Here is a 12,968-nt window from a genome sequence, read left to right on the forward strand (position 1 = left end):
CACCTCGATCACTGAGTTGTACTTCAGTTTACGCCGGGGGCGGGCTGGCTGCTTGTGCGAATGGGGCATGCGTACGCTAAAACGTTTTTCTAATACTCTCCTTTGATTACGAAAAACGAGCCCCGGATCGTTCCGGCCAGTTTGGACTTCTGGCGGGCAAATTTAAACTTCTTCTCCTCCAGCTCCCGGGGAACCTCCATCCCCTCGGAGAGTTTAAAACCAACCGCCCGTTTCTTCGGGTCGTCCACGGTGTACAAGACATTGACCTCAAGGCCATCTTCATAAAAAACGTAGGCCCATCGGATATTCTCCACTTGAAAACGCGACGTTTCCAGAGGCTTGGCCGCAAACTCGATGCCGCGTTCCTCTTTCAAAATCCGGTTCACATAGTCTAGAGTCTCCTGGCTTTCGCCGGCGGGTTCCACCGTAAATTCATGCTTGTATTTGTTCATGAAGTAGCGGGCTTCATTCGCGCGCAAACCGGCCAGCGCTTCCGCTACGGGTGAAGACTCCAAACCGATCGTGGACACATTTTTAAAATCAACAATATAGGACATCTCCATCACCCCTCCTGTCTATCCATCTATTTTCGAACAACGGGAATCCACATTTCGCCAAACACTTGACCGTCCCGCTGCCCCATGATCACCGTGGCATTCGGACCGCCTACATACGCGACATGGCTGACTTCAGGCAGGACTTGGCCGAAGGCAATCCCGGCAAGCTGATTACTCAATGCATCGGCCGTCGGCCCTTCCCCTTTAACCACCAGGTATTCCCCTTTAGGGAATTGAATAACCCGGGAACCCTCCGCTGCGGATGCCGACCCCGGCGCCGATGACTCGGTCAAGACTCCGGCATAATACATCATCTTGTTGTTCACCGCTTCGTTTACGGCAAATACATAGTCGTTGGCGGCCATGGATTTTAAAGTATCGAGCCTTCCGTCATGATGGACCGCCTGCCAAAAGTCCGATTTTTCCTTGTTAATGCCGGCATAGTCCGTGTAATCGCTCTTCAGCTCGGTTCCCAGACCGTAAACGATAAAGCCCTCTTTTTCTTCCAATTGATAGTTTGCCATGTTCATAACCTTCCTTCTTTTTTATTTCATTTGTGTTCTTCACTTGATAGGTTTATGATAATCTTCAATCATGTCAAAAAATGATACCATTTAGGAGTCGCAATGAAAAAAGTTGAACGGATTAATACGATCATGCGGTATATCAATAATCGTTCCCAATTTACCATCTCCGAAATCATGCGCGAATTTCAGATCTCCCGTTCCACGGCCATTCGGGACATCCGGGAAATCGAAGCCTTGGGGATGCCGCTTGTCGCCGAGGTTGGACGGGATGGGGGCTATTTTGTCATGCACAACAAGCTCCTGCCCGGCGTTCGTTTTACCGATAATGAAGTCAAAGCCCTTTTTATCGCCTTTATGGCCACAAGAAATGCGCAGCTCCCCTATCTGAAGAGCCGTCAATCTCTAGCCGAGAAATTACTGGGCCTCATCTCGACCAACCAGCAGGACGACCTTGTTCTTTTGAATCAAATCCTGCTTTTTGAAGGAACCAACCCGCATAATCCCGATCTGCTTGAGCTTTCCGACCTCCCCCACCCCATGCTGGAAAAGCTCATCCAAAACCTGCTTACGGACAGCTATTTACGGATTACGATCGAAGAAGCGCGGGAAATGAAGTCCTACCCCATCTATCTCCTGCATCTTTATCATCAAAAAGGCGTCTGGCTGATGGAGGGCTTTGACTTACAGGAAGAAAGGAAGCGGCTGTTTCCCGTCGACGGGCTCACCGATATCACACTCTACCAACCGAAGAAAAGGGTAAGCCGGAAAAAGATTATGGAAACCCTGAGCAAACAGGAGGAAGAAATTAACCTTGTCCTGTATCTGGGTCCGAAAGCCATTGCCCAATACAAGAAGTACCATCCTTTAAAAGCTTCCGTTTCCTATACGAACCCTTATCAAACCACGGCCATTCTAAAAACTTTCATCCCTGTGGATAAGCCCGAAGAATTGACCGAATTCACCGATTGGCTTCTTTTTCTGGGCGGGGATATCAAGGTCAGGGAAGCGCCGAAAGAGCTCCTGGACAGGTTGGAAGAACGATTAAGTGCCCTTAAGGAGCAGTTGCGCGGATCATCACTATGACAGCGCGAAGTCAACCGCAGACTCCGCATGAAGTCTTGTTGTATCGTAGAGAGGGATTCCGCAATGTTCTTGCGAAATGAGCAAGGTGATCTCGGTGCAACCCAGAATAATCGCCTCTGCTCCCTGTCGACCAAGCTCCTGTATGATGCTTAGATAGGATTGCCGGGATTCGTCATTAATGATGCCAAGGCATAGCTCTTGATAAATGATGTCATGAATGACCCTTCGATCGGCCTCGCCGGGGACTATCACTTCAAGTCCGAACTTGTCCCTAAGTCTGCCCTTGTAAAAATCTTGTTCCATCGTAAAAGCGGTACCCAATAGCGCGACCTTCTGCCGTCCGTCCTTAACCATTTCTTTCGCCGTTGCGTCCGCGATGTGAAGCAGTGGAATTGTGACGGCTTCCTCCACTTCGTTGGCCATCTTGTGCATCGTATTGGTACAAATCACGATGAAGTCAGCCCCGCCGGATTCCAGCTTTTGCGCCGCATCCATCATAAGTTTCGTGGCCTCATCCCATTTCCCCTGATACTGAAGGCTTTTGATCTCATCAAAATCCACGGAATACATGAGGCTTTTGGCGGAATGAAGTCCTCCCAGCTTCTCATTGACCCGTTGATTGATGATTTGGTAATACAACAACGACGACTCCCAGCTCATCCCGCCGATTAAACCTATGGTTTTCATAAACACGTACCTCCAAGGGGCTTTTTACTCTATCCTCCATTAAAAATGGTTCAAATTCAATCCTTTTCTTCCCCCCCATAAAGAGAAGCACCCCTTAGTTGAGCTGAAGAGTCCACTTAAGAACTTTTTGTCCCACCGGTTTGTTTTTTCATAAACCAAAGATAAAAAATACGGGACAAGCAAAAGGTAATTAGAAGGGAAGCCCACGTCCAGAACCAATTCCAATCGATGTAGCGAATGAGGTTGGTGTACCTTTCCGCCAATACCTCCAAAATGGTCATCCAGCTTGGAAAAAACAAAAACCAGAGTGTTTTATGGATGTTGGTTTTGTTTTTCGGAAATTTCAAGTTAAACACGACGCAGAGAGCGGGAAAGATAAAATACTCGAACGAAAAACTACTTCGCGATGCATAGGGAAACATACGAACCGGATATTCAATTAATTTGTACTGTACAACTAGTAGACCTAAAAACCAGGTAAGTATTTGCTTAAAAGAAAAGATGACAAACGCTTCTCGAATTTTATTACGCGGTGTCGTAACTAGTAACAGCAGAATGGTTAAAATCCATACTACAATTAATATGATTATTTCCATTGTCATAAGACGCATAACCTCGGCTACATGGGATATGTACAGAATGACAAGCAGAGCCATCCTTTGCGGGATGGCCCTGGCTAAGTTTTAATGTCCGGCGTGCAATTCTTCCCGGTCTATAGCCTCTGGAGGCTGCTCCAACCACCCCTGGTCAATCATAAGATTGGCGCCATCCTCCACATACAACGATACATCCAATTGGCATTTTGCATATAAAACGCCTATATCTTTTCTTCCATTCAGCGATGCGCCATTGGCGTATTCCCGGATCTTCATGGAGAACATGTCGATTTTATGATAAACCATGAGTTTATCCGAGAACGGAGGCTCCGTGGAGGGTCTGACCAAATGATCTATACTTTGAGGGAACGGCAAACCGTCTTTAGACAATTTGTCCGACATCAGATCAATATGTTTTTGATTCAGCCTCTTTCCACGCTCTAAATATTGTCTGACTTTTTCGCTTCTCGCCACCTGAACAAAGCCGGTAATAATAGCTTTACTCGTGATGTCGTTGTTCAAGTTTCCGAAAAAATGGGCTATTTCCAATCCTTGCAGCGGTCGCACTTTTCCGAAGAAAACATTTAAAAAACTCTGCTTTGTAATAAAGTCCACACCTTGAGGCGGAGGAAGGACGGGTGGATTTACGGATGTATTTCTGGAGAGTAAGGCCTCCGTGACATTGACCATTAATTTACTGGTATCCTGAAGGGCTTTGACGAAGAAATCCCGGATATCTTTCCTTGTCACCAAGGGGATAGCCACGCTATAAATACTCACCCCGGCTTTACCCAAATACTGCAGGTAATGAAGATAGAAATCGTCTTCATACAGTCGGGGTGCCTCCAAATTGACGTCGTCGTCCGTAAACCCGACCGGGATCGGAAAATCGGCTTGTTTAAAAATAGCTTCAATGGTCTGTATATACTCTTTACATAGCCCCAGGGCATATTGTAAATTTTCTTTAATCTCTTTATCGTCCACATGTTGAAGAAAATAGCCAAGCACGCATTTCCCCATCGTATTTCCCACATATGTGGCCCAAAGCTTCCCCATCTCCGCTGCGGTTAAATGCGATTGATCGGTTTTCACAAGCACTCATTCCTTTGCGATCTATTGAGAATCCGTGATTAGGATATCCCGGTAACCGTTTGAAAATACACGGTTTTTTTGCCGCATAGTAGACTGCTATTGCCGTCTGATCGATTTCGCTGGAAAGCTCGGCGAGGATGAAGTCCCCAACAGATTAGTCCCAATGACACCCACAATAATAAGCGCAGCACCGACGATATGGTACATTCTGATTTCTTCCCCGAGCAAAAGCGCTCCGGCAGCGATCGACACGATCGTCGACAGGTTGGAGAATACGCTCATTTTGGAGGCTTCGATTCGGGACAAGGCATAGTTGGAACTAAGCGCCGTAACCAGGGTAGACAAGACGCCAAGGTAGAGAATGGCTGCAACAAACGCACCGCTGGCCAGCGGAGAGAACAATTGATCCAGCGTACCTGCGGCGGTGTGCCCGGCTAGCGACATGGCCAGGAAAGAAAGAAAGGCAATGCCCAGCATAACATACGTGATTTCCGCAGGACTGAACGATTTGAGCAGCCTTCTCGCGAGCACGTTGTAGCCCGCAATGGCCAGGCAGGACAGGAACAAGAGAACAATTCCCGTCATGTTGGACCAATCGATGCCGCTGCCTTTCATGATAAAGATGAACAGGACTCCGCTCACCGACAAACAGATGGATAGCTTTTGCAGAAGCGTGGTCGTTTCCTTCAGGAACAAGAACGCCAGCAGCAGCGTTAAAACCGGCGTAAAAGCGAGCAGAATGCCACCTTCGCTGGATGTGGTATATTTCAGACCGTAAGATTGAAGCGCGAAAAACGCCAGCGGGTACAATATGGCCAAGAGCACTACCTTGCGGAGCTTTTTTCCGCGATAGTTCAAACGAACTCGGCCCAGCAGGACGGGAATGGACATCGCGGCGAAGGATGCGGCAAACCGGAAGGTCAGTGTATCCATAGGGTCGGCAAATTCGAGCGCAATCTTCGTAAATAAAAAGGAAAACCCTATAATCATAGCATTCATAATAGCGCATAGATAAGCAAGTTTTAACCCGGATGAATTCATCGTAGTAAGTGCCTCCTTAGTGTTGTCATATTCGCGGACATGGGGCTGAATACTTGAAATGGTAAAGCGAAATGGAGACACCCACAACAACAAGTTTCCGGAATTGTATCGATACAGTTCTGAATATCACTTATAATGGGGAGTGGCAGAAATGAGGGAGAAAACGTGAAAAGATACTTGCTAATCCTCTCCGACCTGGAACTTAAATTAAATGAAGGGCACTACCGCCCGGGTCAAAAGCTCCCCTCCGTCCGCGATGCCGCCAAGCTGTACGAGTGCAGCGTCAGCACCGTCGTTCGGGCTTACACCGAGTTGGAAAAGCGCCACGCTATCTACTCGATTCCACAGAGTGGGTACTATGTCGTCGACAAGCCGGCCTCCGAAATCATAGCCGAGGATGACGACTGGATCGATTTTTCATCGGCCATGCCGGATGTTCACGTATTTCCCTACTTGGACTTCCAGCATTGTTTGAACAAGGCGATCGATACCTACAAGCAGCAACTGTTCACGGCCGGCGATTCAAGAGGGCTGGAGAAGCTCCGGCAGACGCTGGTATCCCACCTGGCGAATGATCAGATATTTGCCAAGACGGAGCAGATTATTATCACTTCGGGGGCTCAGCGGGCTTTGGAAATTTTGGCTCGGATGCCGTTTCCAAACCGAAATAAGACCATTCTGGTCGAGCAGCCAAGCTACGATCTCTATCTGCGATACCTTGAGACGGAGGGCATTCCGGTAGAAGGGATTGCGCGCAGCACAGCCGGTATGGATTTGCAGGCGTTGGAGCAAAAGTTCAAGAACGGCGGAATTAAATTTTTCTACACCATGTCCAGATACCACAATCCCCTGGGAACCACGTACCGTGAGGAAGAGCGGAAGGCCATCGCCCGGCTGGCGGACAAATACGATGTGTACATCGTTGAGGACGACTATATGGGGGATTTAGGGGAGGAGAAGCAGTTCGATCCCATTTACGCGTATAGCCGGACCTCCCATGTCGTTTATGTAAAAAGTTTCTCCAAGATCATCTTCCCGGGGCTGCGCCTAGGCGCGGTTGTGCTGCCGGAACGGCTGTCGGCGACATTCCGAGCATATAAGGGGCATCCCGATACTTCGCTATTGTCACAAGCGGCGCTCGATGTATATATCAAAAACGGGATGTATGAACGGCATCGGCATAAAATCAGCAGTCAATATGCGTCCCGGATTCGAGCGGCAAACGACGCGGTGAGCCGACATAACCACGAAGGCCTGGTGGCGTTATCCGAGGTCGATTCCGGCGTTTATATCCAATTTAAGCTGCCGCAAACCGTTAATTTGGATCGGCTGATAAAGCGCCTGTCGGCGAGGCGGGTGAAAGCAATGACCGGAAAGTCGTTCTATTTGACAAACTGGCTCGAGCGGGAAAAATTTCTGCGAATCAGCATTTCACGGGTCAGGCCGGAGAGAATCGAGGAGGGCGTAAGGGTGATTATGGAAGAAGTGGGGAGAGAACTGGGAAGGTAGATCCATTTGCATAGCGCTTCATAACAAGCACCGGCCACCGAAAGATCGGCGGCCTGATTGTCGATGATTTACAGTTCCTTGGCATAATTTAACCCTAAGTCATGCGCTTGATGAAGCAGCATCTCATAATGTTTGGCATCGGAATCCAGGGTCTCGTACAAAAATTCAACCCGGGAATGGTTCACACCGCAATAATCCGCAATTCCCACATTGAGCAGATGAGCAATCGTCTCATCATAGTTACGCTTTTTCATCTGTTCTCTGGAAACGCCCGCCAGACCGATCCACAAGACTTGCCGATGATGAAGCTGGTTCGAACCGTACGCAAACCCGTTGTTCCATACACGGTCAATATAACCTTTTAGCATGGCCGGCAAGTGCCACCACCACACCGGAAAGATAAATGCCAGAGCATCATGCTCCTTCATTCGCCGTATTTCCCTTTCCACCTCAGGGGAAAAAGTCTGTTCCGCCGCTGACCAATCCGGTTCATCTATTCCTTTTAAAACCGGGTCGAAGCCAATCCCGTGCAAGTCCAAAATCTCATAGTCGTGGCCGGCCTCGGCAAGACCCTGCACGAAACGATCGGCAACCTTAAAGGTCAGGGAATCTTTTCTCGGGTGCGACACAACGCATAGTACTTTCATACTTGTATCTTCACTACCTTTCTTCAGCAGTTAACTTATAGCCATCATCCCTGGCTGATGCTATTATAAACAGGACTTGAATAACCTGGAAGTACGCACTTTCACGTGCTATAGGATGATACGGGTGCCATAGGAACATGGAAGTGCCCTACTCTAGATAACCGCCCAAGAGGTTATGTCTCGGCCATAACACATCCTTTTTAACGGAGGAATCAAAGATGACTGAAGCGAGGGACAATAGCGTTCAAAAGAAGTATAGAGTTGGAGTGGAGGCGGCGTTAGAGGTCATGGGGGGAAAATGGAAGCCTCTGATCATCTATCATTTGATGACCGGACCGAAACGGACTTCGGAGCTCCGCCGGTTAATCCCCGACATTACACAAAAAATGCTGACCACTCAACTAAGGGGCCTGGAAAAGGATGAGATCGTGGCGCGAGAGGTTTATAAAGAAATCCCGCCTAAAGTGGAGTATAAGCTGACCCCTTACGGCTGGGGGTTAAAGCCCGCGCTAGACCATTTATGCTATTGGGGAGAGGATCACCTGGAAAAGGTGTATGGCGACAAATCCAAGGTTTTGGAGGAGTTTTACGGGTGTTCATAAGCACAAAACCCTATGAGTTTTCGTGAAAAAGACCATCACATCAACTGATTGGATGGTCTTTTTTGCTCAGTTGGAGCGGAGCGGCTCGTTATACATACTAATGGAGTGAACCTTATTTTGTAATAAGTTGTCGATGATCTGCTTTAATACACCGGGTTCTCGTAAGTCTTCATTCTCGATTTTAGCAAGCTCATTTACTTGCACCCATTTGCTGTCGGAAATTTCATCCTCTTCGAGTTTTAAAACCCCTCCGGTCATCTCACCGATGAAATGAAATAAAATAACCTGATTGTTCGTACGGCTCATAAAATTATATACCCCCGTAGTACCCGTCAGGTTTACTTCCAGCCCCGTCTCTTCTCTAACTTCCCTACGAGCTGTATGAAGAATGTCCTCACCATATTCCATACGTCCACTTGGAAAGTTCCACTTATCCCTAGCATTAGGCTTATTCTCTTTGATTATCAAAGCTTGATCATGATTCAAGATGGTTACACTTGCTACCAAAACAATTCCTTCTGGTGTCATCCAATGATTCTCCTCAATAGTGCATGTTTTGCACTAGTTTTTTAAGTGCGGCCTAGCGCACTTCCAACACGGCAAACTCCAAAAAGATGCAAATCTGCAGGTATTTCTAGCGATTTTAGCGAAAAGAGCCGGTTTCGTCGAAAATTCCTGCAGAATCGCAGGAATTTTCAAATTTTGGCCCCCAACGAGAAAAAAACATGCAGATTTGCAGGAATTCCATGTCATCCAGGTTATCTGACGGGCCTCCCCCCCTCATGCCTTACGGGCAGAGGGCGAGTAAAATACATCGCTATGCATATGCTGAATTCTATCCCAGTTGGCCGGATTGGTCGTGTCTGGCGAACGGCGCTCCAAAATGGCCTGATAGAGGGCGGTTTTTTCCTCCAAATGGGCAACGTGCCGTTTGGCTTCTTCGAGCTTCAGGAGCGCCGCCTCTTTATGCTCCATCATGAGTTTGAAGCGTTGCGGAATGGTCGAATCCCCTTGCAGACATAAATCGATATACATTTTAATGACTTCAATCGGCATCCCGGATTGCTTAAGGCATTTGACGCCAAGCAGCCAGTTGATCGATTCTTCGTCGAACATCCGGATATTATTTTCATTTCGCTGTAAGCTCGGCACCAGGCCTTTATCCGTGTAAAAGCGCACAGCGTGCTCGGTGAGTCCCGTAATCTGTGCGGCTTCTTTGACCGTATACATGTGACATCCCCCTTGGAAAAAAATGATGAACGACGCTTGACTTCGTGTAACACGAAGGTCCTAAGCTTATTGTAATGCAAAACGGCTATATGCGGAACTACCGCTCTGTAGGGCCAATCTCCCGGGGTTCGCGGCCGTTTGCCGTTATACATTTAAACTAAGGAGGAATTACCATGCAAACCGTAACATTGAACAACGGAGTGAAAATGCCGATTATCGGCTTCGGGGTCTACCAGGTTCCCGATGCTGAAGAATGCGAGAACGCAGTATATGACGCATTGATGGCCGGTTACCGCCTGATCGACACCGCCTCCGGATACCTGAATGAGGAAGCGGTCGGACGCGCAATCAAGCGCAGCGGCATCCCGCGTGAGGAGCTGTTCATCACGACCAAACTTTGGGTTCAGGATGCCGGCTACGAGAGTGCCAAGCTGGCTTTTGCCAAATCCCTGAAGAAGCTGCAGCTGGACTATCTCGATTTGTATCTTATTCACCAGCCGTTCGGCGATTACTACGGCGCTTGGCGTGCGATGGAAGAACTCTATCGCGACGGAAAAATCAAGGCGATCGGGGTCAGCAACTTCCATCCCGACCGTCTAATGGATCTCATCGTGCATAACGAAATTGTTCCCGCCGTGAACCAGATCGAAACGCATCCGTTCTACCACCAGCTCGAGAGCGCCGCTTTTATGAAACAGCAGGGTGTGCAGCACCAGTCATGGGCGCCGTTCGCTGAAGGACGGGGCGACATGTTCGGCAATGAAGTATTGGTCTCGATCGCGGAAAAATACAACAAGTCCGTCGCCCAAGTCGTGTTGCGTTGGCTTGTCCAGCGTGGAGTCGTTGTCATTCCAAAATCGGTGCGCAAAGAGCGGATCGTCGAAAACTTCGACATTTTCGATTTTGAGCTGAGCGCGGAAGATATTGAACAAATCTCTACCCTGGATACGGGAAAAAGTCTGTTTTTATCGTATCACGATCCGGAAGTCGCCAAAATGATGGGCAACTGGAAAATCGATCTGTAAGCCTTTGATCGAACTGTAAAAGAAAGGACAGGGGCCGGCACCCCTGTCCTTTTTCCTCAAAACTTCTCCCACCCGAATACCGGCCTCAACATCTTGCGCATCCAATAAGCTAGTACCGTTCCTGCGCCCCATGAACCGGGATTCTGCAAGTACTCCCTGTATTGATCGTTAATGATATAAGTCCGGGTGGAAGTGGGGTTCTTCAGCCCGAACTTTTCCCACATTGCCGGATCATTCGAATCTCCCAGCTTGGCGAGCATATTCGCCGACGCCTTATCTATTTTAGCCGGGAGTTGCTCGAAGGCTTGGATGATTTGCGCATGAAATTCGTCGATCGGATTGCGGTTAACCAGGCTCGTCAAATGGATGCCTTCGCGAAGGTAGGAGACGTATTCCAGATGGTCGGCCCAGAACTTGTCGATAAAATAAAGCCGTACCCGCTGCTCCGATGGGCCCACCTTCGTCTCGCCTTTCAAAATGCCGAGCCGCTCCTCGTATAGAATACGCCGCTGCTCCTCCACCATATCCGAATAACGGTTCAGTTCCTGGCGGATATGGAAGTTTTGACCCATGATCACGCGCTGAATATGCGCGATTTTGCCGCGGAGCACCGACTCTTCGAGAGGCTCATCCTGCCTGAGCCCCCGATAGGCGCGCGGAATCGCTTTATTGATGCCGAACCGCTGCATCAACTCGTCCTCCAAGCTTACGAAAAATACGGAAGCTCCCGGGTCCCCTTGGCGGCCGGAACGACCGCGCAGTTGGTCGTCGATCCGTACGCTTTGGTGCACATGCGTACCAATGACGTATAGCCCGCTCAGCCCTGCGACAACTTCCGCTTGCGCGGGGTCGCCGCCGCCGAGCCGGATGTCGACGCCGCGTCCCGCCATATTCGTAGACACCGTCACGGCGCCGATTTCTCCCGCTTTGGCGATGATTTCAGCTTCCTCCGCGTCGTTCTTCGCGTTCAGAACATGGCAGGGTACGCCCAGAGCCGCCAGCGCCTCCGCCAGCAGGTCAGACTCCTCGACGCTTGACGTACCGATAAGAATCGGCCGTCCCGTCCGATGAACGGACGAGATTTCCTGAAGAAGCGCCTTAAATTTGGCTTCTTTATGGGTATAAATCCGGTGCGGACCGTCGATCCGTTGGTTGGGCCGATTCGGCGGAATCGGCACGACCTGGAGCGCATAAATCGCTTCGAATTCCATCGCGGAAACTTGCGCAGTCGCCGTCATTCCGCAAATCTTCGGATATAGACTAAGGAAGTGCTGCAGGGTGATCGTCCCGAGAATTTTCCCTCCGGCTTTCACGGGCAGCCCTTCTTTGGCCGCAAGCGCGGCTTGCAGCCCCTCCGGCAAATGCCTGTTCTCCGCCACGCGGCCGGTATATTCGTCGATCAGTTCGATCTTACCGTCCCGGACGATGTAATCGACGTCTTTTTTCAATAACGCTTCCGCATGCAGCGCGCAATTTAACGACGATAACAACTCACTATGCCGGCTTTCGTACAAATTGCCGCATCCCAGCAGTTCCTCCGCTTTCGCGGCGCCCGCTTCATTCAAATAAACATTCCGCCGGAACTCGTCGAAGTCGTAATGCTCCCCTTGCTTAAGCTGTCTGGCGACTTCCGCGAAACGAGTGCCGTTGTTGCTCTCGGAAGAGCCCGGCTCGCCGGCGATGACGAGCGGTACCCGCGCTTCGTCGAGAAGCAGCGAATCCGCTTCGTCGACGATGACGTAGTGGAAAGGACGATGCACAGTGTCGGCTTCGCTCAGGGCGATCGTGTCGCGCAAATAATCGAATCCCGCCTCTTTGGCCGTCACATAGGTAATATCCGCGGCGTACGCTTCCCTTTTCTCCGACAGGCTCATGCCGGTCTGCACCGATTTTACCGTTAACCCGAGAAAACGATAGATCGGGCCCATCCACTCCGCATCCCGATCCGCCAAATAATCGTTGAACGTCAGCACATGTACGCCTGCGCCGGTCAGCGCATTGAGACAGGCGGGCATCACCGCGGAGAGCGTTTTTCCTTCGCCGGTATGCTGCTCGATCAGAAATCCCTCGTGCAGGGCGATGGCTGCCATGACCTGGACATCGTAGGGCTGCAATCCGAGCGTTCTCTTCGCCGCCTCGCAGACTAGCGCATACGCATCGACAAGCAGCTCGTCCAAAGGCGTACCCGAAGTCGCCTCCTTTTTCAGCCGGAGAGATTCGGCTTGCAGCCGCCGATCGTCCCAGGCTTCCAAATTCCGCTTCCTGACGAGCTCCACTTTGTCCCGATAGCCTTTCAGCCTAAGCCGGTGATCGCGGTCCTTCCATTCTTGCATCCACTTGATTGCTAAACTCATTGGAATGGGCTCCCTCCT

At 49.8% G+C, this 12,968-nt stretch carries 14 protein-coding genes; 4 read left to right on the forward strand and 10 right to left on the reverse strand.

The features are described 5' to 3' along the window. Nucleotides 1-89: 89 nt before the first annotated feature. Both FRY98_RS16480 and FRY98_RS16485 read right to left on the reverse strand, forming a co-directional pair. Nucleotides 90-557, reverse strand: a complete 468-nt coding sequence (locus FRY98_RS16480) for a phage tail protein (protein ID WP_148453890.1) — start codon at nt 555-557, stop codon at nt 90-92. Between the two features lie 26 nt (nt 558-583). Next, the gene (locus tag FRY98_RS16485) at nt 584-1,081 is read right to left on the reverse strand and encodes a GyrI-like domain-containing protein (RefSeq protein ID WP_148453892.1); all 498 of its coding nucleotides are present in this window, start codon (nt 1,079-1,081) and stop codon (nt 584-586) included. A 102-nt stretch (nt 1,082-1,183) separates the two neighbouring features. On the opposite strand from FRY98_RS16485, the gene FRY98_RS16490 reads away from it, so the two are divergent. Continuing rightward, on the forward strand, nt 1,184-2,167 hold the full coding sequence (locus FRY98_RS16490; protein ID WP_148453893.1) for a helix-turn-helix transcriptional regulator: 984 nt from the start codon (nt 1,184-1,186) through the stop codon (nt 2,165-2,167). Here the strand turns inward: FRY98_RS16490 and FRY98_RS16495 are convergent. The 4 genes from FRY98_RS16495 to FRY98_RS16510 form a co-directional block, all read right to left on the reverse strand. Then, complete coding sequence (locus FRY98_RS16495; protein ID WP_148453895.1) at nt 2,162-2,854, reverse strand: aspartate/glutamate racemase family protein; 693 nt, start codon at nt 2,852-2,854, stop codon at nt 2,162-2,164. The genes FRY98_RS16490 and FRY98_RS16495 overlap by 6 nt on opposite strands. A gap of 116 nt (nt 2,855-2,970) precedes the next feature. Then, nucleotides 2,971-3,510 carry a CBO0543 family protein gene (locus tag FRY98_RS29310; protein ID WP_318249347.1) on the reverse strand — a complete coding sequence of 180 codons (540 nt, stop codon included), beginning with the start codon at nt 3,508-3,510 and terminating at the stop codon, nt 2,971-2,973. Between the two features lie 27 nt (nt 3,511-3,537). After that, on the reverse strand, nt 3,538-4,542 hold the full coding sequence (locus FRY98_RS16505; RefSeq protein ID WP_225039057.1) for a DUF3231 family protein: 1,005 nt from the start codon (nt 4,540-4,542) through the stop codon (nt 3,538-3,540). Nucleotides 4,543-4,638: 96 nt separating this feature from the next. Then, on the reverse strand, nt 4,639-5,583 hold the full coding sequence (locus FRY98_RS16510; RefSeq protein ID WP_148453899.1) for a DMT family transporter: 945 nt from the start codon (nt 5,581-5,583) through the stop codon (nt 4,639-4,641). A 165-nt stretch (nt 5,584-5,748) separates the two neighbouring features. On the opposite strand from FRY98_RS16510, the gene FRY98_RS16515 reads away from it, so the two are divergent. Next, nucleotides 5,749-7,092 carry an aminotransferase-like domain-containing protein gene (locus FRY98_RS16515; protein WP_148453901.1) on the forward strand — a complete coding sequence of 448 codons (1,344 nt, stop codon included), beginning with the start codon at nt 5,749-5,751 and terminating at the stop codon, nt 7,090-7,092. Nucleotides 7,093-7,160: 68 nt separating this feature from the next. Here FRY98_RS16515 and FRY98_RS16520 read toward each other — a convergent pair whose 3' ends face one another. Beyond that, nucleotides 7,161-7,739, reverse strand: a complete 579-nt coding sequence (locus tag FRY98_RS16520) for an NAD(P)H oxidoreductase (protein WP_148453903.1) — start codon at nt 7,737-7,739, stop codon at nt 7,161-7,163. A 218-nt stretch (nt 7,740-7,957) separates the two neighbouring features. Between FRY98_RS16520 and FRY98_RS16525 the strand changes: the two genes are divergently transcribed. Next, nucleotides 7,958-8,341, forward strand: a complete 384-nt coding sequence (locus FRY98_RS16525) for a winged helix-turn-helix transcriptional regulator (RefSeq protein WP_148453906.1) — start codon at nt 7,958-7,960, stop codon at nt 8,339-8,341. Nucleotides 8,342-8,407: 66 nt separating this feature from the next. On the opposite strand, the gene FRY98_RS16530 is transcribed toward FRY98_RS16525, so the two are convergent. Continuing rightward, nucleotides 8,408-8,869, reverse strand: coding sequence for an NUDIX hydrolase (locus FRY98_RS16530; protein WP_148453908.1), 462 nt, complete (start codon nt 8,867-8,869; stop codon nt 8,408-8,410). 252 nt (nt 8,870-9,121) lie between these two features. Then, complete coding sequence (locus tag FRY98_RS16535) at nt 9,122-9,571, reverse strand: MerR family transcriptional regulator (RefSeq protein ID WP_148453909.1); 450 nt, start codon at nt 9,569-9,571, stop codon at nt 9,122-9,124. A 173-nt stretch (nt 9,572-9,744) separates the two neighbouring features. On the opposite strand from FRY98_RS16535, the gene FRY98_RS16540 reads away from it, so the two are divergent. Then, on the forward strand, nt 9,745-10,596 hold the full coding sequence (locus FRY98_RS16540) for an aldo/keto reductase (protein ID WP_148453911.1): 852 nt from the start codon (nt 9,745-9,747) through the stop codon (nt 10,594-10,596). Nucleotides 10,597-10,652: 56 nt separating this feature from the next. On the opposite strand, the gene FRY98_RS16545 is transcribed toward FRY98_RS16540, so the two are convergent. After that, nucleotides 10,653-12,950 carry a preprotein translocase subunit SecA gene (locus FRY98_RS16545; RefSeq protein ID WP_148453913.1) on the reverse strand — a complete coding sequence of 766 codons (2,298 nt, stop codon included), beginning with the start codon at nt 12,948-12,950 and terminating at the stop codon, nt 10,653-10,655. Between the last annotated feature and the right edge of the window lie 18 nt (nt 12,951-12,968).

Origin of the sequence: Paenibacillus faecis (genome assembly GCF_008084145.1) — a bacterium.
GTDB lineage: Bacteria > Bacillota > Bacilli > Paenibacillales > Paenibacillaceae > Fontibacillus > Fontibacillus faecis.

Coding starts and splice junctions, on each gene's coding strand:
- FRY98_RS16480 (WP_148453890.1), bottom strand. CDS start 557: ATGTCCTATATTGTTGATTTTAAAAATGTGTCCACGATCGGTTTGGAG.
- FRY98_RS16485 (WP_148453892.1), bottom strand. CDS start 1,081: ATGGCAAACTATCAATTGGAAGAAAAAGAGGGCTTTATCGTTTACGGT.
- FRY98_RS16490 (WP_148453893.1), top strand. CDS start 1,184: ATGAAAAAAGTTGAACGGATTAATACGATCATGCGGTATATCAATAAT.
- FRY98_RS16495 (WP_148453895.1), bottom strand. CDS start 2,854: ATGAAAACCATAGGTTTAATCGGCGGGATGAGCTGGGAGTCGTCGTTG.
- FRY98_RS29310 (WP_318249347.1), bottom strand. CDS start 3,510: ATGGCTCTGCTTGTCATTCTGTACATATCCCATGTAGCCGAGGTTATG.
- FRY98_RS16510 (WP_148453899.1), bottom strand. CDS start 5,583: ATGAATTCATCCGGGTTAAAACTTGCTTATCTATGCGCTATTATGAAT.
- FRY98_RS16520 (WP_148453903.1), bottom strand. CDS start 7,739: ATGAAAGTACTATGCGTTGTGTCGCACCCGAGAAAAGATTCCCTGACC.
- FRY98_RS16525 (WP_148453906.1), top strand. CDS start 7,958: ATGACTGAAGCGAGGGACAATAGCGTTCAAAAGAAGTATAGAGTTGGA.
- FRY98_RS16530 (WP_148453908.1), bottom strand. CDS start 8,869: ATGACACCAGAAGGAATTGTTTTGGTAGCAAGTGTAACCATCTTGAAT.
- FRY98_RS16535 (WP_148453909.1), bottom strand. CDS start 9,571: ATGTATACGGTCAAAGAAGCCGCACAGATTACGGGACTCACCGAGCAC.
- FRY98_RS16540 (WP_148453911.1), top strand. CDS start 9,745: ATGCAAACCGTAACATTGAACAACGGAGTGAAAATGCCGATTATCGGC.
- FRY98_RS16545 (WP_148453913.1), bottom strand. CDS start 12,950: ATGAGTTTAGCAATCAAGTGGATGCAAGAATGGAAGGACCGCGATCAC.